The organism is Pseudomonas sp. SMV71 (genome assembly GCF_052042015.1).
Lineage (GTDB): Bacteria > Pseudomonadota > Gammaproteobacteria > Pseudomonadales > Pseudomonadaceae > Aquipseudomonas.
Genome location: NZ_JBKGGU010000005.1, coordinates 99,245 through 124,028, shown reverse-complemented (window position 1 = coordinate 124,028; position 24,784 = coordinate 99,245). Strand labels below are relative to the sequence as shown.

At 63.4% G+C, this 24,784-nt stretch carries 10 protein-coding genes; 5 read left to right on the top strand and 5 right to left on the bottom strand.

The window, feature by feature from the left end; genetic code table 11:
- Positions 1–350: 350 nt before the first annotated feature.
- Entirely contained in the window at positions 351–1,529 is a 1,179-nt protein-coding gene (locus ACLEJQ_RS06550) for a substrate-binding domain-containing protein (protein ID WP_440793285.1), read from the top strand.
- A gap of 212 nt (positions 1,530–1,741) precedes the next feature.
- Positions 1,742–14,194, top strand: coding sequence for a filamentous haemagglutinin family protein (locus tag ACLEJQ_RS06545; protein ID WP_440793283.1), 12,453 nt, complete (start codon positions 1,742–1,744; stop codon positions 14,192–14,194).
- A 302-nt stretch (positions 14,195–14,496) separates the two neighbouring features.
- On the opposite strand, the gene ACLEJQ_RS06540 is transcribed toward ACLEJQ_RS06545, so the two are convergent.
- Together ACLEJQ_RS06540 and ACLEJQ_RS06535 are read right to left on the bottom strand one after the other, a co-directional pair.
- Positions 14,497–17,070, bottom strand: a complete 2,574-nt coding sequence (locus ACLEJQ_RS06540; protein ID WP_440793281.1) for a bifunctional diguanylate cyclase/phosphodiesterase — start codon at positions 17,068–17,070, stop codon at positions 14,497–14,499.
- A gap of 214 nt (positions 17,071–17,284) precedes the next feature.
- Positions 17,285–19,084, bottom strand: coding sequence for a thiamine pyrophosphate-requiring protein (locus ACLEJQ_RS06535; protein WP_440793279.1), 1,800 nt, complete (start codon positions 19,082–19,084; stop codon positions 17,285–17,287).
- A 281-nt stretch (positions 19,085–19,365) separates the two neighbouring features.
- Here ACLEJQ_RS06535 and ACLEJQ_RS06530 point away from each other — a divergent pair, with 281 nt between their 5' ends.
- From ACLEJQ_RS06530 to ACLEJQ_RS06520, 3 genes are all read left to right on the top strand, one after another.
- Positions 19,366–19,752 carry an HvfA family oxazolone/thioamide-modified RiPP metallophore gene (locus ACLEJQ_RS06530; RefSeq protein WP_440793277.1) on the top strand — a complete coding sequence of 129 codons (387 nt, stop codon included), beginning with the start codon at positions 19,366–19,368 and terminating at the stop codon, positions 19,750–19,752.
- 217 nt (positions 19,753–19,969) lie between these two features.
- Positions 19,970–20,818, top strand: coding sequence for an HvfB family MNIO-type RiPP peptide maturase (locus tag ACLEJQ_RS06525; protein ID WP_440793275.1), 849 nt, complete (start codon positions 19,970–19,972; stop codon positions 20,816–20,818).
- Positions 20,811–21,572: an HvfC family RiPP maturation protein gene (locus tag ACLEJQ_RS06520; RefSeq protein ID WP_440793273.1), complete on the top strand. Its 762-nt coding sequence runs from the start codon at positions 20,811–20,813 to the stop codon at positions 21,570–21,572. Before ACLEJQ_RS06525 ends, ACLEJQ_RS06520 begins: the two co-directional genes overlap by 8 nt.
- 138 nt (positions 21,573–21,710) lie before the next feature.
- Here ACLEJQ_RS06520 and ACLEJQ_RS06515 read toward each other — a convergent pair whose 3' ends face one another.
- The 3 genes from ACLEJQ_RS06515 to ACLEJQ_RS06505 form a co-directional block, all read right to left on the bottom strand.
- Positions 21,711–22,217, bottom strand: a complete 507-nt coding sequence (locus ACLEJQ_RS06515) for an HvfX family Cu-binding RiPP maturation protein (protein WP_440793271.1) — start codon at positions 22,215–22,217, stop codon at positions 21,711–21,713.
- Positions 22,218–22,523: 306 nt separating this feature from the next.
- Positions 22,524–23,846 (bottom strand): ATP-binding protein, encoded by a 1,323-nt coding sequence (locus ACLEJQ_RS06510; RefSeq protein ID WP_440793269.1) that lies wholly within the window; start codon positions 23,844–23,846, stop codon positions 22,524–22,526.
- A complete protein-coding gene (locus ACLEJQ_RS06505) occupies positions 23,843–24,583 on the bottom strand; it encodes a response regulator (RefSeq protein ID WP_003202589.1) in 741 nt (246 codons plus the stop codon). Before ACLEJQ_RS06505 ends, ACLEJQ_RS06510 begins: the two co-directional genes overlap by 4 nt.
- Positions 24,584–24,784 lie beyond the last annotated feature (201 nt).

Genomic DNA, 24,784 nt, shown 5'->3' with positions numbered 1-24,784 from the left:
TAGATGTTGACGCTGTCAACATCTCCCGAGCCTCACCCTCGCCAAACTCGGGTTCCTCGTTCTGTCATCTTCTGTCGCCCGGCAACCATCCGCCGCCACCTCCACGGCCAGCCCTTGCCGTCCCCCCTGAAGAAACCGCCTGAACCCATGGCGCAGAGCCCTCGAACACCCGAGGAAAAAACCCGAAAAACAGCCCTCGGCTCCCGAGGTTTTTTCCTTTATCTGTCACCGGAAACTGCGAATTTCTAACCCATGGCCTCACCCCACCGCCATCGGCACAGGACCGAGCGCCATGACGGCAAGAACGCGTCATCCAACCTACGTACGAACACGATGAAAGGAGATTCTTCATGTTTAAGCGCAACGTTCTCGCGGTATCCCTGACCCTCGCCGGCCTCTGCGCCGCCCAGGCCGCCCTGGCTGATGTCAATGGTGGTGGCGCTACCTTGCCTCAGCCGCTCTATCAGACTTCCGGCGTACTGACTGCCGGTTTTGCCCCCTACATCGGCGTGGGCAGTGGTGCTGGCAAGGCTGCTTTCCTGAACAACGACTACACCAAGTTCGTGGCCGGCAACACCAGCAAGAACGTGCACTGGGCTGGCAGCGACTCCAAGCTTTCCGCCACTGAACTGAGCACCTACAACACCGCTCACGGCGCTGCCTGGGGCCCACTGATCCAGGTGCCTTCGGTTGCCACCTCGGTAGCCATTCCGTTCAACAAGACTGGCACTGCCAACGTTAACCTCAGCGTCGCTCAGTTGTGCGGCGTGTTCGCCGGCACACTGACTGACTGGAGCCAGATCACCGGTTCGGGCCGTACTGGCGCGATCACTGTGGCTTACCGTGCAGAGAGCAGCGGTACCACCGAACTGTTCACCCGTTTCCTGAACGCCAAGTGCGGTACAAGTGTCCCAGGCACCTTCTCCATCACCACCAACTTCGCTTCCAGCTACAGCGGTGGCCTGCCGGCCGGTGCCGTGGCCGCCACGGGTAGCCAAGCCGTGATGACTGCCGTGAACGCTGCCCAGGGCCGCATCACCTACATGAGTCCGGACTACGCCGCTACCACCCTGGCCGGCCTGGATGACGCCACCAAAGTTGCTCGCGTTGCCGGTGTTTCTCCTGCCCCCGCCAACGTATCGACTGCCATCGCTGCTGTTCCGGTACCGGCCGCCGCCAACCGTGCCAACCCGAACGCCTGGGTACCCGTGTTCGCCGCAACCACCAACCCTAACGATCCAAGCGTCGTGGCTTACCCAGCCACCGGCTACCCGATCCTGGGCTTCACTAACCTGATCTTCAGCCAGTGCTACGCCGACGCTGCGCAAACCACTCAGGTGCGCGACTTCTTCACCCGTCACTACAACGCAACTGCGGCCAACAGCAACGACGCCGCTATCACCGCCAACCGCTTTGTGCCTCTGCCAGCGACCTGGAAAACCGCCATTCGTAGCAGCTTCGTGACTGCAACCAATGCCCTGAGCATCGGCAACAGCAACGTCTGCAACGGCATCGGTCGTCCGCTGTAACACCACGCCTGAGCGAAACGCAGTACCGATCAGCAACGGCGAAGGCCGTTGCTGATTTTTCGCGTAATGCCTGAACCAACACAGCCACATGAAATTTTCATGACATCCGTTCGGTCCCGAACGGCTGCAACCGCCTAACCCCTATAACCAACGCTGGCAGCTTGATGGCACTGCGTTGCGCCCCTTAGAGCGAACCCGAAAGGATGAGTAGGATGCTGCGCTGCAAACCCCGGATGAACTTGAATGCTTCCCGTCGCAATGGCGAATTATCGGTATGGCGGCTCAAGCCGTTGGCCCAGGCCATTGCCTTGCTGATGGTGGCCGGCAATGCCCAGGCGGCGACGGCGTTCAGTTCGGCCTGGTTTGCCGCCAAAGGCGCATCCCCGGCCGGTGGTGCGGCACGGCCCACCACAGCGTTGCCCGGCATGCCGCCACCCTTGGCGCAGCAACAACGGGCCAATGCCCAGTTGCAGCGTTCGCTGACCAACCTCAACAACACCGTGGCCGCCATCGCGGCTCAGCAGGCGGCACAGGCCGCCGGGCGGCAAGCCGCGTTCGGGCAGATCCAGACCGTGCCCGACGGCTTGGGCGAGGGCGGACTCAAGGTCGACAACAGCCTGACCCAGGGCTGGCTCAACGCCAAGGGGCCGCAGCAGACCCAGGCCGGTGGCAAGACCACGGTGAAGATCGAGCAGACCGCCGACAAGGCGATTCTCAACTGGGAAACGTTCAACGTCGGGCGCAACACCACGGTGGATTTCCAGCAGCAAGCGGACTGGGCCGTGCTCAACCGGGTCAATGACCCTCAAGCGCGACCGAGCCAGATCCAGGGCCAGATCAAGGGCAATGGCACGGTGATGCTGGTCAATCGCAACGGCATCATTTTCAGCGGCAGCAGCCAGGTCAACGTACGCAACCTGGCGGCGGTGGCGGCCAATATCAGCGACGAGCAGTTCAGCCAGCGCGGGTTGTACGTCGACGCCACCGGCACCCAGCCAACCTTCACCGATGCCGCCGGCAAGGTTGAAGTGCAACGCGGCGCACAGATTGAAACCCACCGCGCCGCCACTTCCACCGCCGGCGGTGGCTATGCCTTGCTGTTGGGCTCGGAAGTGGAGAACGCCGGTTCCATCATCACCGCCAAGGGCCAGACCACCCTCGCGGCGGGCGACAGTTTCTATATCCGTCGTGGGCAGGGCACCAGCGGCAACCTGCGCTCCACCACCCGTGGCAATGAGGTGGCGACGTCGCTCAAACCGGGCAGCAGCGCCGGCACGGTGATCAACAGCGGTCTGATCCAGGCCAGCACCGGGGACATCACCCTCACCGGCCACACTGTGCAGCAAAACGGCGTGGCGGTGGCCAGCAGTTCGGTGGACACCCGCGGCACCGTGCATTTGCTCAACGCCATCAGCGACACCGGCGGCAGCGTGACCCTGGGGCAGGGCAGCACCACCGCCGTGCTGCTCGACGCCGCCGGCGGCAGCGCGCTGGACAGCCAGCGCAATGCCGGGCCCGCCGGCCTGGATGGCACGCCGAACAACCTGATCAGCGGACAGTTCAACAACCTCAGCAGCGTGGTCGACCGTAGCGACCAGTCGCGGATCGGGATCGTCAGCGGTGGCAGCGTCGACTTCCAGAACGGCTCTATCACCTTGGCCACCGGCGGGCAGGTTGCGGTCAGCGCCGCGGGACGCAGCCTGGTGCGCGATGGCGCGGTGATCGATGTGTCCGGCGCCATCGGCGTCAAGGTGGCGATGGAGTCCAATTCCATCAAGGTCAACGTCCAAGGTAACGAACAACGGGATGCGCCGATCAACCGCGAAGGCGGCAAGCTGACCAACAGCGATGTGTGGGTGGACGTGCGTGATCTGGTCTACGTCCCGGCGGGTACCAACGGTTACGCCACCGACCGCTGGTACACGGCGGGTGGCCTGTTGGAGGTTGGCGGTTATCTCGGCACCCGTGGGCATAGCGTCGGTGAGTGGGCGGCCCAGGGCGGTACCCTGACGTTCACCGGCAACGACGTAGTGACCCAGCAGACCGCCCAGTTGAATCTGTCCGGCGGCACCCTGGATGTGCAGAGCGGCTACCTGCGCCAATCCTGGCTCAAGGGTGCCAATGGTCGCTTGTATGAGCTGTCCAAGGCCCCGGGCGACATCCTTTACACCGGCATTTACAAGGGCTACGAAGACCACAGCCAACGTTGGGGACAGACCGATTACTACTACAACCCGCTGATCGCCCCTCGCGAGCGTTTCGAGGCCGGCTACACCGTCGGCCGCGATGCCGGCAAGCTGGTGGTGTCGACCCGCAACGCCGTGCTGGAAGGGCAGATCGTCGGCGAGGTCTACCAGGGTGAACGCCAGACTCAGGCGCCGAACCTTAGCCTCGACGGCTACCAGCAATCGCAAAACGCCGTGGCCCGACGTGCGCAATTATGGGTCGGCAGCTACACGCCGATCCATGACAAGGCCAGTGGCGTGATCAACAGTGGCCTCAACCCCACCTTCGATCAGGTCACGCTCGGCAAAGTGACCGACAAGCTCGCTGCGGGGCTCGACCTGACCTCGGTGGTCGGTGCTGACCGGCAAGGCAAACTGGTGCTGGACAATGCGCTGCTCAGTGGCTTCCAGCTCGGCGCGGTCAAGGTGGCGGCGGGTGAGGGCATCAAGGTCGATGGGGCACTGAAGGTCGCCGACGGCGGCGACATTACGCTATATGCGCCGCAGGTCGAGGTGAACGCCGACTTGACGGCCCGCAGCGGTCGCATTGCCTTGGGTAACGTGCTCAAACAGGTCAGGGCCGATAACTTCCAGATGGCAGACGTCACACTTTCACCCGCCACGGGACAACGGGCGACGGTCACATTGGGCGAGGGCGTCAAGCTCGACACCGCCGGGCGCTGGAGCAATCTGCTGCTCGACGGCAACGACCGCCAAGGCCTGCCGTTCATCAACGGCGGCAGCGTGTCCGTGCGTAGCAGTGGCGATATTGATGTGCAGCAGGGCAGCCTGATTGACGTCAGTTCCGGCGCTGCCGTGATGGCCGATGGCAAGACTCGCGGCGGCAAGGGCGGGGATTTGACCTTGACCGCGAGTACCGGTGCATCGTCCGGGAACGGCGACTTGAACCTCGAAGGTGAACTGCGCGGTACCGGCGTGAGTGGCGGCGGGACCTTGAAGCTGGCGGCCAGCAAAGTGCTGATCGGTAACAGCGGCACCTCCCTCGAACCTGGCACTTTGCAACTGGCCGGCGATTTCTTCGACAAGGGTTTCTCGGCCTATGACATCACCGGCAACGAAGGCCTGAGCGTGGCCGACGGAACCCGGGTCGATGTGACCATGCCGGTGTACCGTGTTGGTGAACAGGCGTTGGTCACCGGCAGCGACGTGGAGCCGGCCGCTGCCTTGCAGCGCTGGACGCCGGCGCTGTATCAGGAAGATGCGGTCAAAGGTGTCCTGACCCAGCGTCGTGGTGCGAGTCTGAGCCTGACCGCCGGTACCGCGGATTCCAGCGCCGTCGACATGGCGAGCACCGTATTGAGCTTGGGCAAGGGCAGTGTCATTACCGTTGATCCAGGCCAGGGCATCGATGTCCGGAGCAGCGGGCAATTGACCGCCAACGGCACGCTTAACGCCTGGGGCGGGCGGGTCAGCCTTACCGAGTTGAGCGTCGATGATGCGGTTCGCGATCAGGTCAATGCCCAGGGCCACGGTCGTTCCATCTGGCTGGGCGAGCAGGCGCTGATCGATGTATCGAGCCGGGCGATGACAGCTCAGGATATGCGCGGCCAGACCTATGGCCTGGTGCGCGACGGCGGGCAGATTGTCATCGGTGGCCGGATTGATGGCGCGAAAGGATCGACGTCTGCCTCCGAGCTGTTTGTGGTGGTGCGCGACGGTGCCCGTCTGCAAGCGGATGGCAGCCAGGCCGTGCTGGATGTCGCTGGTCAGGGACGCACGCTGGTGGCGAGCAACGGCGGCAGCATTTCCCTGGCGTCGGCCAATGGCTTGTATCTGGACGGCGCATTAAGCGCCCGTTCGGGAGGCGCCGGGGCGGCGGGGGGGAGCCTGTCGGTGGCGCTGGAAACGCCCTACTACCTGAAAAGCGCAGTCGATGGCCGGGTGTTGAACGTGCGCGAGCTGGTGTTGGAACAGGTGGCTCAGGCACATCGGCTTGGCGACACGGCTGAAGCATCGGCGGGTTCGCTGGTTTACGGTCACGGTCGGCTAGGCGTCGATCAGGTCCAGGCCGGTGGTTTCGACAATGTGTCCTTGTTGAGCAACGGACTGATGAGCGTCGATGGCAGCCTGTCGATGTCCCTCGGACAAAGCCTGAGCCTGTACGCCCGCAGCTTTGGATTGAGTGCAACCGCGCCAGCCGATACCCGGGTCGAGTTCAATGCACCCCATGTGTTGCTGTCTACGGCGACAGGGCTGGCGACCACTCGACCGAGTTTTGAGCCTTACACCCGGCCAGTGATCGAGGGTGGCGGGGTGTCTCTATTGGCGAACAAGGCGGTGTTATCCGTCAACGCGGATCTGCTGGATGTGCAAGGCAATGTGACGTTCAGCAGCAAAGGCACAGTGAGGCAAGCCGACGGCAGCACGCTGGAGCTTGAGCGCGCAGGTTTCGATCAGGTCCGGCTACGCAGCCGGGGTGATCTGCGATTCCTGGCCGGGTTCTCAAGCGCCGATATGCCTACGGGTTTTACCACGCAGTTGCTGACCCCTTCGGACATGCTGTTGCAAGCGGCCCAGCTGTATCCGGCGACGGGGGTCGGGGCTCGGGTGTTGGCGGGGTCTGGTTGGGGGACATCGGATAATGGTACCCCTCTCTACGACCCGGCACGCAGCCTGGTTATCGGGCGCACAACCCAGATAACGCCCCAGATACCCTATTCGGCATTCGGGCGCTTGCAACTGGGTAGCGCGACCATCGAACAGGGGGGCGTGGTTCGGGCGCCATTGGGGTTGATTGAGGTCGGCACTAACGGCGGCGTAGGGGGGTATGCCATCAGCGATCGGGTAAGTCTGTTGCCGGGCAGCCTGACGTCGGTCAGCGGCTTGGGCCTGCGATTGCCCTATGGCGGCACGGTCGACGGTCAAAGTTACGAGTACGCTGGCAAGAAGGTGGTGTTGTCCGGACAGGGTGCAGTACCCGGCCTAAGCGCCGACATTAACATCGGCGTCATTCTGGGCGGGCGGTCGGTGAAGGCACAGGAAGGTTCGGTGCTTGACCTGTCTGGTGGCGGTGATCTGCTCGGCGCTGGCTTTATCTCAGGCCGTGGTGGTTCTACTGACGCGCGTTTCAATCCGCTGGTACAAATGGGTGTCAATGGCGGTTTCACCTTGCCTGGTCTTTCCAGCAACCCGGTCTACGCCATTGTGCCGGGCAACCAGAGCCAGTACGCGCCGGTCGCCCCCGAGGGCGGCGCTGTGGATCCGAGGGTGGGGCAGCAAATCACCATCGGTGCTGGCGTTGCGGGGCTGGCCGCAGGCACCTATACGTTGATGCCGTCCACCTACGCCTTGCTGCCGGGTGCGTTCCGGGTTGAGATCAATGGCTTGGCGGGGCAAGTCGCCACAACGGGCGCGCAGCAGATGCGCAACGGTTCCTGGGCGACCGGCGGGGTGCTGTCGGTGGCCAATACCGGGCAGCGCAACAGTTTGTCCAGTCAGGTCATTCTGACGTCGGGGGATGTGCTGCGCCGTTATTCGCAATACAACGAAACGAGCTACGCGCAATTCGCCGTGGCCGACGCCGCTCGTCTGGGCGTACCCCGGGCAATGCTGCCGGTAGACGCCAAGACCTTGAAACTGAACCTGGCCCCTGGAGCAGGGGATCAAGCCTTCTCCTTCAAGGGCATCGGCAAGTTCGCGCCTCAGGTGGGAGGCTTCGGCGGTTCCGTCTCAGTGGTTGGTTACGCCCGGAGCGCGCTGGAAGTGGTTGCGGATGGGCGTGGGGCCACGGCTGGTTTCGAGGGCGTGACCCTCACTGCCCAAAGCCTGAATGCATTGAACGCTACGCGTCAGGTCATAGGCGGCCTGTTTTCGGTTAGTTACGGTCAAAGCGGAAATTACGTGACTCCGGTGTTTGAGATGTCGCGTAGCGTGACATTGCGTGAAGGGGCGGCTTTAGCAGCACCTGAGGTTTTCCTGTTGGCCAATGGCGGCGAGCTATCGATGGAACAGGGCGCTGTCATCAACACCATCGGTCGTGGCGCGGCTGCTTACGACGCCCGAAATGGCTTTATTTACAGTCTCAACAACGACGCCAATATGCTGGCCGCCTCCAATGGTTTGCTCAGCGTACTGGCCCCTCCATCGGGCGGCGCAGGCTCCATCAATATCGGTGGCTGCCGCCTGACGCCTTGCAGTGGCGTCACACGCATTCACTCCGAAGGCAGTATCGTTGCAGGCACCGCTGGCAGCCTGGAACTGGACGACCAGGTACGTTACGGCACCCGTCACCTGACCCTGGCCCTGAGCAACATCAACGTCGGCACCGCCCAGGCATTGAGCGATGCGTCGGGGCGCAATGTACTGCCTGCCGGTCTGACCCTGAGCCAGACCGTCCTGGATCGCCTGTTGCGCGGGGACACCCAATATGGTGCTCCGGCCCTGGAGACCCTCGAACTGTCGGCCAGTCAGGCGCTGAATTTCTATGGCACCGTCAGCCTCGACACCTATGATTCGGCCACTGGTAAGTCGCGCCTGAACAACCTGATGCTCAGCACCCCGGCGATTTATGGCGCCGGCAACGCCAATGACGTAGCGACCATCCGCACCGCCAACTTGATCTGGAACGGCGCCGTCGGCGCGCCGGGTTCGGTCATCGCCGGCGGGGCCGGGACCGGCGCCGGTCGCCTGGACATCCAGGCCCAGCGCATCGAGTTCGGCTATGGTGAATTCGCCCAGCCGAGCTCGGTCACTACCCTGGACCGTCTGGCCCTGGGCTTTGCCAACGTCAACCTCAGCGCCAGCGAGCGTCTGACCGCCAACCACAAGGGCAGCCTGGCGGTGTATCAGACCCAGGGTGCATACGACCCGAAAACAGGTTTCGCCTACAGCGGCGGCAACCTGAATATCCTTACTCCGTTGTTGACCGGTGAAGCCGGTTCGATCAACCGCATCACTGCGGGTGGGGCGATCAACGTAGCGGGTGCGGGCACCAAGCCGGGCGCTGTCTCCGGGCTTGGCGGCGAGCTATCCCTCAAGGGCGCGACCGTCAACCTGGCCAGCGCGGTGGTGCTACCCAGTGGCAAGCTGACTCTGAGCGCGACCCGCGACCTGACCCTGGCCGATGAGGCGCAGATCGACGTGGCGGGTCGCACGCTGACCTTCAACGATGTGACGCGTTACAGCGCTGGCGGCGAGGTGATTCTGCAAAGCCAGAACGGCGACATCCGTCAGGCCGGTGGCTCGACCATCGACGTCTCGGCTCGCAACAACCAGGCCGGTCGGCTCAGCGCCGTGGCCGTGGACGGGGCGGCGGGCGTGGTGGACCTGCAAGGGCGGATTCTGGGTAGCAGCACGGGCGAATACGACGCCGGTGGCACCGCCATGCCGTACCTGGCCGGCAGCGTGGAGATCCAGGCCCAGCGCCTGGGCCACAGCGGCAGCCTCAGCGAGCAGTTCGCGGCGTTGAACCAGCGTTTGAACGATGGGCAGGTGTTCGGCGCCCGGGGGTTCCAGCTCAAACAGGGCAGCCTGGTGATCGGCGACGGGCTCAAGGCCTCGTCGATCAACGTGTCGGTGGACAACGGCAGCCTGCTGGTCAACGGTAAGGTGGACGCCAGCGGTGAGCGCGTCGGCAGTATTTATCTGGCCGCCGGCAATGCCCTGACCCTGGGCAGCGCAGCGGTGCTCGATGCCCATGGCCGCCGCCTGCGGGTGGACAGCTACGGCAAGATCATCGACTCGCCGAACCGTGCCATTGTGGACCTGACCGCACGACAAGGGCTGCTGACCCTGGGCAATGGTGCCCGTATCGACCTGCGCCATGGCACCGAGGTAACGCTGGGCAGTAAGCCGGGTATGAATGACGGTCGCGCTCGCGGAACATTGCAGCTCAACGCACCACGACTGGGCGGTGTTTCAGGCGGCGACGTAGCGATCGATGCCAGCGGCGCCGTGGATGTCCAAGGCGCCCGCTCGATCGCGCTGGTGGCTATGTGGCAATACGACGATGCACCGCTGATCAACGTACCGGCGGCCAGCGGCAAGCCTTATCAGGTCATCGATCAAGCGTGGTTGGACGCTGTGCACGATGACAACACCGCGTTCATCACTCAGGCCCACGCCAACGACGATCTGTTGCAGCGCAAACTCGCCGGACTGCACAACAGCCGCTATCGCGATGTGTTCCATCTGCGCCCTGGCGTGGAGGTGGTGAGCGCGACGGCCGATGGCGACCTGGTGGTCCAGGGCGATCTGGACCTGTCGCGCTATCGCTATGAGAGCCTCAATCGGCATAACCCACTGGACGAGAACGTCTATGGCTCCGGCGAATCCGCGAGCCTGACGTTGCGCGCCGGGGGCGATCTGAATATCTATGGCAGCATTACCGACGGTTTCGCCCAGCCGCCGGCCAGCAACGATGACAAGGGCTGGGTGCTGTTGCCGGGTATTGATTTTGCGGCGGGCGATATCGTCGTGCCCGGTCCCGGCGTAACCCTGGCGGAGGACACGGCGTTTCCGGCCGGCTCGGTGCTCAATTTCGACGTGCCGCTCAAGGGCGCCACTCTGGCGGCGGGGACGCGGCTGCCGGTAGCCGCGACGCTTGAACAACCTTTGGTACTGCCGGCGGGCACGGTGCTCGCCGCGGCGGTGCATGACGCCTCGGGTAATCTGTTGTTCGCCGCCGGCACTTTGTTGGCTTCGACTCAGACCCTTGATGCGGGCACAGTGCTGGGGGCTGGGAGCCTGCTGGGCAGCAGCGCAACCATTGGCGGCCTGACCTGGCCCAAAGGCGTTGCACTGCCAGGCATTGCGGACGCGACCCATGGCTTGACCAACGTCGTGCGTCTCAGCGGTCCCCTGGCATTGAATGTGGGTTCGAAAATTCCTTCAGGTACCGACATCAAGCTGCCGGCGGGTGTCGAGTCGGTGCAACTGCGTCCGGAAGTGGCGGGCAGCAACTGGGCCATTGCGCCAATGCTGGCCGAGGGCTCGCAGTCCTGGTCCCTACGGTTGGTGGCCGGCGCCGATACGCAGGCGGCGGACAGTCGGGTCGTGCAGCCGGCATCGGCCAGTGGCGATCTTCACCTGGCTGACAGTCATTACGGCGTATTTGGTGTGCCGAGTATGGTCTGGACCGAAGCCGGATCGCTGGAGTTTTTTGGTGATACCAGCATGGTAGGGCAGCCCGTGGACTTCGTTGGGTTCGGCGATCCTAATCTGTGTATCGACGACCCGTCTCGTTGTGAAGAGGGTGGTCCCCCCGGATATAAGCCGGGCAGCCAACGCTGGAGTGTCATTCGTACTGGCACGGCGGACCTTGAGTTGCTGTCGGCCGGTGATTTGAAAATGGATTCCCTTTATGGGGTCTACACCGCCGGCAGCTCGGCCAACGCAACCTACGCTGGCGACCCGTACAACCAGCCCAAGGCGTTGGGGGCAGGAAATACAGTGCTCAATGACGCAACAGGCGAAAATGAGCAATTCGTGGACGGCGGCGTCAACAGTGTCTATCGCGCTTGGTACCCCGATGCGGGTGGCAACTTGACCTTGAAGGTCGGTGGTAACCTGGTCGGCAATGCCATGGATGTTTCCAGCAGCAGTTATGGGCGGCCCAATCTACTCGACACCGGCTACGACACGGTCAATGTCGGTAACTGGTTGTGGCGTCAAGGCAACGGTTCTGTCGCTACGGGTAGCGGGGCACAGCCGTCCGCCTGGTGGATCAATTTTGGTAGCTACACCGCTGCCCAGGATCCCAGCAAGGCCGATCTGATGGTTGGATTTACCGGTTTCGGTACGCTGGGCGGCGGCGACCTGAATGTTCAGGTCGCCGGCGATGCCGGGGTAATCGATCAACTGACGGGTAGTCTTCTTCAGTTCGGCAGCAGCAGCCGTAGCCAGGGTTTAGTGCTCGCGGTGGGCAGCACGGGTCGCGTAGGCTCCGATGGCAGTCTGCAGCTGACCGGCGGTGGTGATCTCAATCTGCATGTAGGCGGTGCCTTGAATCCCGGGAGCCCGTTCGTGGCCGGGCATCTCAACGGTGCGGTCACCAACCTGCGCGGCCACGCACAGATCGATAGTGGCGCCATCGGCCGTATCGACCTTCAATACGGTAACGCTGCCTCGGCGCAGTCCCCCGGAGAAACGCGAGCCTACGACTCCTTCAAGTCCACGCGAGGATTTGCTACCGGTGGCCTGACCCTCATGCCGGGCGATGCCACTTTCGATCTGACAACCTCGGGCGACCTTGTCGTGATGGACGTCGCCGACCCGGGACGGGCGCCGATGATGAGCGCCTCTCGCTTCAAGGACGCCGACAGTAACGGATCCGGACTGAGCTGGTTCACGCTATGGACGGCTAATACTGCGATCGACTTGTGGTCGTCCGGAGGTAACCTGACGCCTTTCACCTCCAGTACCGCAACGGACCTGGCGGTGGTCTACCCATCGATTCTCAGAGCGGTGGCGGCCAGTGGCAGCCTCTATTACGGAAAATCTTCGGCCGTCTATGACGCAGGCTACAGCGGCGATAATCGTCCAGCCCTGCTGCTCGCTCCCGGCATCAACAGCGAGTTGCAATTCATGGCCGGCGATTCCATTTATGGCGGCGACATGTCGGTCAGTCGTTCCGGCGCCGCGTCGACCGCTTTGGCGACGCCATTGCGGCCAGCGTATGCCGCTTCCGTCGATAGCGGCATCAGTATCAAGGTCAGCAATCTCTCGGCTGATGGCAATCCCGTGCGCCTTAGTTCGAACATGCTGCCGCTGTTTGCCTTCGACACCAGCAGCGCTTCCAACGAATGGGCCCTCAATGCCGATCCTGTTCGCTTCTATGCGCTTGAAGGCGACTTGCTGGCGGTGACCACCGGTCGATCCATGACATCCGCTTCCACGGCCAGATGGCCTGGGCGAATTGCATACGAAGGCGCCGGAACTGTCCGGATGATGGCTGGACGAGACATCGTCAGCAGCGGGGTACCGCTGGCCGGATCGCGCAGTGATGACAACAATGAAGCGGGGAACTACACCGTCGCCGGCAACCTCTTCATCCACAACAACCCCACCGATATCTCCATCGTCTCGGCCGGGCGCGACATCCTCTACAGCAACTTCAACGTCGCCGGTCCCGGCCTGCTGGAGATCACTGCCGGGCGCAACATCCTGATGGACGACAAGGTCAGCATCACCAGCCTCGGCGCCGTGGTGCCGGGCGATTCGCGCCCTGGCGCGAGTCTGGTGCTGCAAGCCGGCGCGGGTCTCGACGGCGCGGATTACCAGCGCTTTATCAAGGCGTACCTGGACCCGGCGAACCAGGCACTGGCCGGCGTGCCCCTGGCGAGCCAGGACGGTAAGGTCGCCAAGACTTATGAAGCGCAACTGGTGGACTGGCTGCAGCGGCGCTTCGGCTTCAGCGGCGACAGCGAGCAGGCCCGTGCCTATTTCGCGGCGCTGCCGGCCGAACAGCAGCGGGTGTTTGCCCGCGAGGTGTACTTTGCCGAGCTCAAGGCCGGTGGGCGTGAGTACAACGAAGCCGGTGGTGTGCGCCAGGGAAGCTATCTGCGCGGTCGGGAGGCCATCGCGCTGTTGTTCCCGGACAAAGATGTGGCGGGCAATGCGATCACGTACAAGGGCGACATCACGATGTTCGGTGGGGCAGGCGTGCACACCGATTTCGGCGGCAGCATCCAGATGCTTACCCCGGGCGGTGGCCAGACCTTCGGCATCGAGGGTAATGCACCGCCATCCACCGCGGGGGTCATCACCCAGGGCGAGGGTAATATCCAACTGTACGCACACAACAGCATCCTGCTGGGGCAGAGCCGGATCATGACCACCTTTGGCGGTTCGATCCTCGGCTGGTCGGCCCAGGGCGACATCAACGCCGGGCGCGGTTCGAAGACCACGGTGGTCTACACGCCGCCAAAACGACTGTACGACACCTGGGGCAATGTGAGCCTGTCGCCGTCGGTGCCAAGCACCGGTGCCGGTATCGCCACCCTCAATCCGATTGCCGAGGTGGCGCCCGGCGACATCGACCTGATCGCGCCGCTGGGCACCATCGATGCGGGCGAGGCGGGGATCCGGGTCTCGGGTAATGTGAACATCGCGGCATTGACCGTCGTGAATGCGGCGAACATCCAGACCCAGGGCAAATCCACCGGCGTGCCGCTGGCGGCCACGGTCAACACCGGGGCGATTACCTCCGCCAGTTCGGCGGCCTCTTCGGCGACCCAGGCGGCTGAGGATGTGGCGCGCCAACAGCAGTCGGCGGCGCGGCAGAACCAGGCGTCGGTGTTCACCGTGCAGGTGGTGAGCTTCGGCACCGAACAACTGGCTCCGTCCCGGGACGGCGCCAGCCGCGAAGCGCCGAGAACCTATGACCCCGCCAGCCCCGTGCAGGTGCTCGGTGCCGGGCCCTTGGATGAGCAGACCCGACAGCGGTTGACCGAGGAGGAGCGGGGGCGGTTGAGTTTGTGAGGCAGGGGATGCGTGCGGTGGTGACTGTGCCGGCGCCATCGCGAGCAGGCTCGCTCCCACAGTGGATCTGTGGGGTACGCAGGATTTGCAGGCATGCCGAAGATTCCGTGGAAGCAGGCTTGCCCGCGAAGGCGATGGTTCAGCCGCCAAAGATGTGGGCTGCCAGAGCGCGTTCGCGAGCAAGCCCGTTCTCAAATGGGATTTCCTGGCGGTCACGGAACCCGAATCCAACCCCAATTCCCTGTAGGAGCGAGCCTGCTCGCGATGGCGGTCTATCGGTTTGTGAATACTTCGAGTGTGCCTTACAACCACCGCGGAGTGGTAAAGAACGAGGCCATTTCCGAGCGGGCCAGGGCCGAGCCGAAGTAGGGGCCTTGCACATGGTCGCAGGCGACGCTGCGCAGCTGGCCGTATTGGCGGGCGTTCTCGATGCCTTCGGCGGTGACCGTCAGCCCTACGCTACGACTCAACCGGATCATCGCCAGCACGCCTTCCTGGTCTTGCTCCAGGCCCAGTTGCGCGAGGATGTTGCGATCGAAGCGGATACCGTCGAACGGCTGGTTCAAGACTTCACGCAAGGATGCGATGTTGGTACCGAACTTGTCGATGTTGATCCGCACGCCCAGTTTTTTCAGGGCGTGCAGGGTATTGGCGACGGTCTTGTGATCGGTCAGCAGAATCCCCTCGGCCACTTCCAGTGTCAGGCGGTGCGGATCCAGGCTGCTCGCATCCAGGGCTGTTTGCACTTGTTCGAGCAGAAAGCTGCTGCTGAACCACTTCGGGGAAACCGCCAGGGAGACATTCACCGTGTCCGGCCAGGTTGCCGCCTCTTCGCACACGTTGATCAGCATCCACGTGCCCAGGTCTTGCAACTGCCCGGACGCTTCGGCGATCGGGATGAAGTCGGCCCCGCCCAGCTCGCCTTTTTCAGGGTGGTGCCAGAACGTCTGCGCTTCGAAGCCGTGCAATTGTTCGGCGTTCATGTCGAAACGAGGCAGGTAGCGCAGTTCCAGTTGGTCCCGGTGCATCGCATCGCGCAGTTGCTGTTCGTAGCGCCGACGGTCGCGCGCGACGTTGCCCATGGCCTCGACGTACACCCGCCAGGTGTTGCGACCAGCTGCCTTGGCCGCATACAAGGCGATGTCGGCATGGCGCAGCAGTTCATCGGCGCGCTCGTCACCGGGCTGCGCCCAGGCCACCCCGATGCTCACGCCCAGGTACAAGGTGTTGTCGCCCAGGTGCATGGGCCGCTGCATGCAATCGATCAAGCGCTGGCACAGCTGGTCCAGATCCTGTGCCTTGCCAGGGTTGGGCATGACGATGACGAACTCATCACCGCCCAGGCGCGCCACCAGGTCGGTGCTGCGTACATTCTGCTGAAGGATATGCGCCACCTCCTTGAGCACCTTGTCCCCCACGGCATGCCCAAGGGAGTCGTTGACCGGCTTGAAGCGGTCCATGTCCAGGTTCAGCACCGCCAACGGCACGCCATTGGCCGGATCGAGGTGTTCGCTCAGGCAATCGAACAAGCGATTGCGGTTCGCCAGCCCGGTCAGCGGGTCGTGCAGGGAAAGGTGCTTGATCTGCGCCAGCGCCCGAAGCTCCTCGGTGATATCGGTGGCGGTGCCGCGAAAGCCCAGGGTGCCGGCCTCGATGGCCCGCACCGAAAGCTTGCAAGTGCGGATGCGTTGGTTGCGCGCCGTGTATTCGCAGAGCAGTGGGGTCGAGGACGCGCTGTTGGCTCCGCCGAGCAGCCACTGGGCAATCGAGATCGAACCGCCATGGGGATGTAGCAACCGGTGCAGGGGCTTGCCCAGCCAATCGGCAGGATTGAAACCGGTGACCTGCTCGAAACGTTCCGACAGATAAGTCAGCGTCCCGTTCGAATCGACCTCCCATAACCAGTCAGACGATACTTCGGCGATATCCCGGAAGCGTTCTTCGCTGCGCTCCAACGCCTTGCGGTGCGCCAGCAGGCTGGCGTACTGACGCTCCTGAGCGCGGAGCATGACCAGCGCATGGCGCAACACGGCCAGAGCCAGGACTGCCAGCACCAGCAAAGCGACGGCCAGCAACGGCAAGAGGACTTTGCGCAGGTCATTGCCGGGTGTCGCCGGACGCCAGGTCAGCGCCTCCCGGGTCAGATTGTCCAGCAGCACCTGGGCAGTATCGGGTGGGCCCGGGGACCAGGCGATATGGGCATCGGGCAGGGCGAAGTCGCGGGCCAGGTTTTGCAGCGATGGGGTATCGAGCACTTTCACGAACAGCAACAGACTCGGCGGACCGGGAATCTCGGGCACGCTATTGTCAGTACCGGTGGTGATGGCAGCGGTGGCAACGAATGCCGGTGCGCCGTTGTGATGAGCCATCTCGACAATCACTTCGTCGCGGTTTTCCGGGGCGCGGGCCTTCTTCATCAGCGCCCGCAGATCACCCGCCAGCCAGGTCTGGGCAGCGACTTCGCTCATCTCGCCGTCGATGACCGAATAGACGGTTTTGCCGGTGGGGGAAATGACAAACACTGCCTGGTAGCCGTAGAGCGAAAACACGCTGCTGCCGACGTTTTCCTGATCGTAGGCCCAGTCTTTGTCCATCTTGATGTGCAGGTGCCGGTAGGCGTCGCTCCACTTGGAGTAGTCGCTCAGGTCCCGACCGATGCCGGTACGGATACCGTCGATCGCCCGTTGGGCAAAGAACAGGCTCTGCTCGCGGGCGCGGCGGTCCTGGACTTCGGTGATGTTGAGCAGTACGGCAATCGCCAGTGCGGACATGACGAACAGCAGCAACATGATGGCCGGGAAGGTCCGACGGGTGAAGCTTCGGCTTGGCGAGCCCGGAGGCAGCTCGGTTGGATCGTTGCCCGCATCGTCAGTCATAAAAATAAGTCATCAGCAAAAAGCGATTTCACCCGCACATGTCCTGTATCGGCGGGTGGGGTGATTAACTTAGTCATGATGGCGAAATCATTCTGTGGCAGGGGGCTTGTCCTGGCTTGAGTGCGAAGCTTTCTCAAGAAGCTTTCTCAAGAAGGGGGCCTGCTTTGCAGGCCAGCGCGAGCAAGCTCCCTCGCCACGGGGTGGGTTTGCAGCTTCAGTCCTTGTCTTTGCGCTGGCCAGGCAGGAGGCTGCTGAGCACCTGCTTGGCGGTTTCCACCACGATGCCGCGCTCGTTCGGGTCGCCCTGGAGCAGGGTCGAGGCGAATTTTTTCGCCTGTTCCAGCTTGATGTGCGGTGGCAGGGGCGGTACGTCGGGGTCTGTGCGAAATTCGATCAGCACCGGACGATCCGCTGCCAGCGCTTGCTCCCAGGCGCCGGCGACATCGTCTTCGTGCAGCACCAGGATGCCCTTCAGGCCGATGGACTCGGCGAACAGGTGGTAAGGCACGTCGGGAATGTCCTGGGAAGCGGAAAATTTCGGGTCGCCCTCCATGACCCGTTGTTCCCAGGTCACCTGATTCAGGTCGCGGTTGTTGAACACCGCGCAGATCCAGCTGCCATTGGCCCAGGTGCGCCAGTATTTGGCGACGGTGATCAACTCGGCCATGCTATTCATCTGCATGGCGCCATCGCCCACCAGGGCGACCACCGGACGGTCCGGATGGCAGAACTTGGCGGCAATGGCATAGGGCACGGCGGCGCCCATGGACGCCAGGCCACCGGACAACGAGCACATCATGCCGCGCCGGATCTGGATATCCCGGGCGTACCAGTTGGCGCAGGAACCGGAGTCGCAGGTGATGATGGCGCGATCGGGCAGGCGGGGCGACAGTTCGAACGTGACCCTTTGCGGATTGATCGGCTTGGCCGACACCAGGGCGCGTTTTTCCAGGGTCTTGTCCCAGCGCTCGCGCCACTGCTCGATTTTCTTGCGCCAGGCGCGGTCGGGTTTTTCTTCGATCAGCGGCAGCAGGGCGCGCAGGGTGTCGACGCTGTCGCCGTGCAGGCTGACTTCCATGGGGTAGCGCAGGCTGAGCATGTCCGGCTGGATGTCGATCTGCACCCCACGGGCCTGACCTTCGGGGGGCAGGAACTCGGCGTAGGGGAAACCGGAACCGATCATTAGCAGCGTGTCGCAGCCGGCCATCAGCTTGTCGCTGGGTTCGGTGCCCAGCAAGCCGATGGAGCCGGTGACCCAGGGCAGATCGTCCGGCACGGCGGCTTTGCCGAGCAGGGCCTTGGCCACGCCGGCCCCGAGCTTGTCGGCGATGGCGATCACTTCGTCAGTGGCATGCAGCGCGCCGGCGCCGACCAGGATCGCGACTTTCTTGCCGGCGTTCAACACCTCGGCGGCCTTGCGCAGGTCTTCTTCGTAGGGCACCACCTTGGGTTTGCGATAGCCGACGCCGGAATGCACCGTGCCGTGCTGGCGCGGCGGCTCGGTGTAGGCCAACTCCTGGAGATCGTTGGGCAGGATCAGCGCCGTGACCCGGCGCTCGCCCACCGCCGTGCGCACCGCACGGTCCAGCAGATGACGCACCTGGGAGGGCGCGCTGGCCTGCTGCACAAATGCCCCGGCCACGTCCTTGAGCAGGCTGACCAGGTCCAGTTCCTGTTGGTAATGGCCGCCCAGGGCGGTGCGGGCCTGCTGGCCACAGATCGCCAGCACCGGCATGTGGTCCAGCCGCGCATCGTACAGCCCGGTCACCAAGTGAGACGCGCCAGGCCCCGAGGTGGCGATGCACACGCCCAGTTCACCTGTGAATTTGGCGTGGGCGCTGGCCATGAAAGCGGCCATTTCCTCGTGCCGGGCCTGAATGAAGCGGATCTTGCCATTGGCCCGGTTCAAGGCGCCGAACACGCCGTTGATGCCATCGCCCGGATAGCCATAGATGCGGCGCACCCCCCATTCATAAAGGCGCTCCACCAGAAAATCACCGACGGTCATGCTCATGTCTGTCCCTCGTTTGACGGCGCCGCCGCGTCGAGCGGCCTGCGCGGTTGACGTGCTTAAGGACTTGACCGACGCACGCCGCTCAAGGTTTCGATTTTTTCACGCAGCGGTGCCGGGCTTGTATCGCAGTGTGTACCGGGGCGCCGTGGATACACCTGCTTGACGAAGGCCGGTGCCTGCGACACAGCGCGGATACACACCGACGATTAACTACGCCAGCCAGCCGACATCGACCCTGCGATGTGGGTGACTGGCGCAATTGATCAATCGAGGAATACTCCATGCTCAACTTCTCTCGCACCTCTTCTCTTGCACTTGGCCTGGCCCTGGTCGGTGGCCTCGGACTGTCCGCCAGCGCGTCGGCCCTGACCATGAACGACCTGGCGCAGGGTTACACCCTGGCCGCGGCGGACACCGTGAAGAAGCCCGCCGAAGGCAAGTGCGGCGAAGACAAGTTCGCCAAGACCGATACCAACCACGACGGCAAGGTGTCGCGCGATGAGTTCATCGCCGCCGCACCGGAGCGTGCGGCTGAATTCGACAAGATCGACGCCAACCACGACGGCGGTATCTCGCTGCCGGAAGCCAAGCAGTACCTGTCCGCCCAGGCGAAAACCGCTGAAGGCAAGTGTGGCGAGGGTAAGTGCGGGGCGGCTATCGAGTCCTGATTCCTCCCGTGGGGAGATGATCATCTATACCGGCCTGAATGTACGCCGTTAAGCAAACCCTGTGGCGAGGGAGCTCGTTCCCGCTGGGCTGTGAGGCAGTCCCATTGTTGTGAGTGCTGCGCACTCAAGCGGGAGCAAGCTCCCTCGCCACGGGGTTTGATGCGTATTTGGAAGCCGGAGCAGGGCTCCCCACATCGCCATTTCAAGGAGATGTGCCATGTCAAATACCCTTTTCCCTTCATCCGCCGGGCTTGGGCTGCGCCGGGCCTTGCTCGACGAGCTGCGCCAGGCGCCGGTCGGGGACTTCGATTTCCTGGAGGTCGCTCCGGAAAACTGGATCGGGATCGGCGGCCCCCACGGCGCCGCTTTGCGCTCCCTGGCCGAACGCTACCCGTTGTCGTGCCACGGCCTGTCACTGTCCCTGGGCGGGCCGGCGCCGCTGGACCAGGGATTCCTGAAGCAGGTGCGCGGCTTTCTGGAGCGCTTTGACGTTCCGTTGTACAGCGAACACTTGAGTTACTGCGGTGACGAGGGGCATCTGTACGACCTGCTGCCGTTGCCCTTTACCGAAGAGGCGGTGCACCACGTGGCGGCCCGTATTCGCCAGGCTCAGGACGTGTTGGGCCGGCGCCTGGCGGTGGAGAACGTTTCCTACTACGCGGCGCCTCGCCAGGACATGAGCGAGCTGGAATTCACCCGCGCGGTCCTGCGCGAAGCCGATTGCGACCTGTTGTTGGACGTCAACAACGTTTACGTCAACGCGATCAATCATGGCTTCGATCCCCAGGCCTTCCTCGACGGCCTGGAGCCTGGCCGGGTAGTGGCGATGCACGTGGCCGGGCACTACGACGAGTCTGAGACGTTGAAAATCGACAGTCATGGCGCTCCGGTCAAACCGGTGGTCTGGTCGTTGCTCGCACACGCCTATGAGCGTTTCGGCGTCCAGCCGACCTTGCTCGAACGGGATTTCAACTTCCCGCCCTATGCCGCCCTGGTGGCCGAACTGCAGACCATCCGCCAGTTACAACAGCAGGCCGAGCCGCGGCGGGCGGTGGCCCATGGTTGAGCCGTCGCGGACGCTGCATCAGCAGCAACAGGCGTTGACCCGCTATTTGCGTGACCCTGAGCATTGCCCGGCCCCGGCCGATATGGACCCGGCGCGAGCGGCGGTGTATCGCGAGCTGATCTTCGAGAACATGCGCTCGCTGCTCAGCGGCACTTTCCCGGTATTGATCAGCCAGCTCGGGCAGGACCAATGGCGCGCTTGCGTGCGCGGCTTCCTGCGCGATCATCGCTGTACCACGCCCAGGTTCGGTGAAATTTCCCAGGAATTCGTCGGGTATCTCGCCACGGTACAGGCACCGGACTGGCCGCCGTTCATGGCGGAGCTGGCGCACTATGAGTGGGTTGAGATGGCGCTGCTGCAATCGGACGCCGAATCGCTGCCTGCCGGTGACGAAGCGTCGTTGCTCGACCAGCCCTTGCGCCTCTCGCCCCTGGCCTGGCCGCTGGCTTATCAATGGCCGGTGCATCGGCTGGCGCCGCACTATCAACCGGCGACGCCGCCGTCCGAACCAACGTTGCTACTGGTGCGGCGAACCGCGCAGTTCCAGGTACGTTTTTCCGAACTGAGCCCGTTGGCCTGGCGGTTGTTGCAGCGCATCGAAGCGTTTCCCGAGCTGGATGGGCGCGAGCAACTGGTGGTGTTGGCGCGGGAGGCCGGGGTCAGCTCGTTCGGATTCATGGAGGATGCGATGGCGCTGGTGCGCAAGATGCACGGAGAAGGGGTGGTTGGCATCTCCACCCAATCCTCCAACTGAAACGCCCAACCTGTGGGAGCGAGCTTGCTCGCGATAGCGGAGTGTCAGTCAATCATAATATTGCTGACCCACCGCTATCGCGAGCAGGCTCGCTCCCACAGGGGGTTGTGTTTTTCTCAGGGGTTGTGTCTGGCCGTGTTATTGGCGGTGCAGGCCTTTCTTTATCAGCGCATCCACACTCAATTTCCCAGCCCCCTGCAACAGCAGCGGCAACAGCGCCACCAGGTAGATCAGTGGCAGTTTGAAGTTGCCATGGCCTTTATTGCTGATCGCATACCCTTGCGCCAGTTCGCTCAAGGTCGACCAGTCTGCCGGCCAGTGCACCGCTGCGGTGGCGACCACGGTGACGATGACCAGTACCAGAGCCGACAATCGCGTTCCCAGGCCGATCAACAGAGCAATGGCGCAGACCAGCTCTGCCCACATCGACAGCTCCCAGTTCCAACTGGCCGGCAGATGATTGAACGGGAAGGGGAAGGCCGACTGGATCTCGGCGAACCAGTTGCTGCCGTTCCATTTCTCCAGCCCGGACTCGAAAAACTCCCAGGCCAGGAACAGCCGCAGGCCCAGGGGCGCGAGCCATGGACCGGCGTGATCGAGCGGGGTGTGTAGTGCTTTGACGGTATTGGTGACGGTGGGGTACATGTTGAATCTCCTTGGGAACCGGCGTTCTGCGCCGGGAACACCAGGGAGTCTTTCAAGCGGGTGTAGGCAGGGTGTGTCTTCAACGGGGCCTTATCGCAAGCTTGTGTAAGCCGGGTACCGGCAGACACATACTTATACAAAAGCCACCAACAGTTCCCGCAGTGTGTTGTGTGGTCTGCAGAAGGAAAGTACAGCGCCATTCCCCTGTGGGAGCGAGCCTGCTCGCGATGGCGCCCGGCCAGTCAGCATCTGTGCCGGTAGATAGATCGCCATCGCGAGCAGGCTCGCTCCCACAAAAGAGGGTGTTCAGTGGGCGTGAGGAGCTTCGCGGTTCAGGCGCAGTTCGGCACACAGTCCGCCGCCTTCGCGGTTGCTCAGGGTCAGGGAGGCGCCCATGGCAAGTGCCAGTTGCTGGGCGATTGCCAGGCCCAGCCCGGTGCCGCCGGTTTCGCGGTTGCGGGAGCTTTCCACCCGGTAAAACGGCTTTAACACTTCGGCCAGTTCCTGGTCGTTGATGCCCGGGCCACGGTCCAGCACCTGGATGCTCAGTTGGCCGTTGTCGGCGAGTTGCACCTGGATCTGCGCCGCGCCGGCGAACTTCAGAGCGTTATCCACCAGATTGACCAGCACCCGCCGCAAGGCATGGGGGCGGGTGTCGATGACCGCCGCGTTTTTCCCGCTCAACTGCACGTCCTTGCCGGTGTCCTGATAGTCGAATACCAGGCTGTCGAGAAAGGCATCCAGGTTCAGACGGCAGCTGGCCTCGGTGGCACCATGGATACTGCGGGCATAAGCCACGCCTTCACGCACCAGGTGCTCCATTTCGCCCAGATCGCTGAACAGCTTGTCCTTCTCCAGACCTTCGTCCATGAATTCGGCGCGCAGTTTCATGCGTGTGATGGGCGTCTGCAGGTCGTGGGAAATCGCCGCCAGCAGCTGCATGCGCTCCTTGAGGTAGGCGGCGATGCGGTCCTGCATGGCGTTGAAAGCCTTGGCGGCGTGCACCACTTCGGTCGGGCCCTGTTCCTCCAGGCGTACGCTGTGGGCGTTCGGGTCGAGGGTTTCCACCGCCTGGGCCAATCGGGTCAGAGGACTGACGGCGATGCGGACGGCCAGCCAGGTGCAGCCGATCAACAGCGCCAACTGGCCCAGCAATACCACTGGCAACCAGGGGGAGAGGGGCATCATCGCCGGACGGACGTCGATGGTCAGGGGGTTGCCGTCCGCCAGGCGCAAGTGCGCCTGATAATGTTTCTGCGGCCCGGGAATATCGGTGAATGTCAGGGCGTAGGCCTGGCCGAGGGCCTCCTGGATCGAACTCACTGACACCGGCGCATCGTCCGGGAGCATCGGTTGGCCGGGCTGGCCTGCATCGAGCAGATAACCGTAGTTGCGCCGGGTCAGTTTCGGCAGCCAGGCCTGGCGCTCGGCGGCGGGCAAGCGGTCGAGGATCGCGACGGAGGTGGCGACATCGGTCTCCAGGTTGCCGAGCATGGTGGTCTTTGCCGTCTGGTAGCGCTCGTAATACTGGGCCCCAAAGGACAGACCCTGGGCCAGGATCAGGCCGATCAGGAAGATCAGCGACAGCCTCGACGCGAGCGTGCGCGGCCAGCGCAGTGAAAGGTTCATACCGAAGCCTCGAGGATTTCCACCGGCAGTGAGAACACATAGCCTTCGCTGCGCACGGTCTTGATGTAGGCCGGCTCCCGCGCATCGTCCAGCAGGCGCTGGCGCAAGCGACTGACCAGCAGGTCGATGGAACGATCGAACAGGTCAGCATCGCGGCCTTGGGTCAGGTTGAGCAGTTGGTCGCGGTTGAGCACTCGCTGCGGATGGTCGAGGAACACTCGCAGCAAACGGTACTCGGCGCCGCTCAGGGCAACCATGGTGCCGTCGGTGTCCAGCAGGTGGCGGGCGGTGGTGTCCAGGCGCCAGCGGCCGAACGCCAGCAGGCGTCCGCTTTCGGTAACCACCAGGTTGGGCGGCAGCATGCGCGTGCGGCGCAGTACCGCGTTGATACGCGCCAGCAGTTCCCGGGCGGCGAACGGCTTGACCAGGTAATCGTCGGCGCCCATTTCCAGGCCGATGATGCGGTCGGTCTCGTCGTTGCGAGCGGTGAGCATCAGCACCGGGGTGGCCTTGTGCTTGCCGGCGCGCAGTTCCCGGCAGAGTACCAGGCCGTCGTCCCCCGGCATCATGATGTCCAGCACGATCAGGTCCACCGGAGTGGTTTCCAGGAACGCACGCATCTGCCGGCCATCGGCGACAACGGTGGTGCGCAGGCCGTTCTTCTTCAGGTAGTTGCCCACCAGTTCTCTGATCTCGCGATCGTCATCCACTATCAGCACGTGATCGACATGATCCATGGTGTCCAGCCCTCTTGGCGTTTCGTTGTGGTCAGTCTACAGGCCCCGTCCGGCCCGGCTCGCGACGGTTTGTATTGCAGTGTATCTGGGGCGTAGCGGATACACAGCGATGCAAAAAGCCAGCGGGCTCGATACAGGCGCGATACCTCAAGGACGTTCAATGGCTTCCATCGAGGCGCCACGGCAGACCTCGGCAGAAAA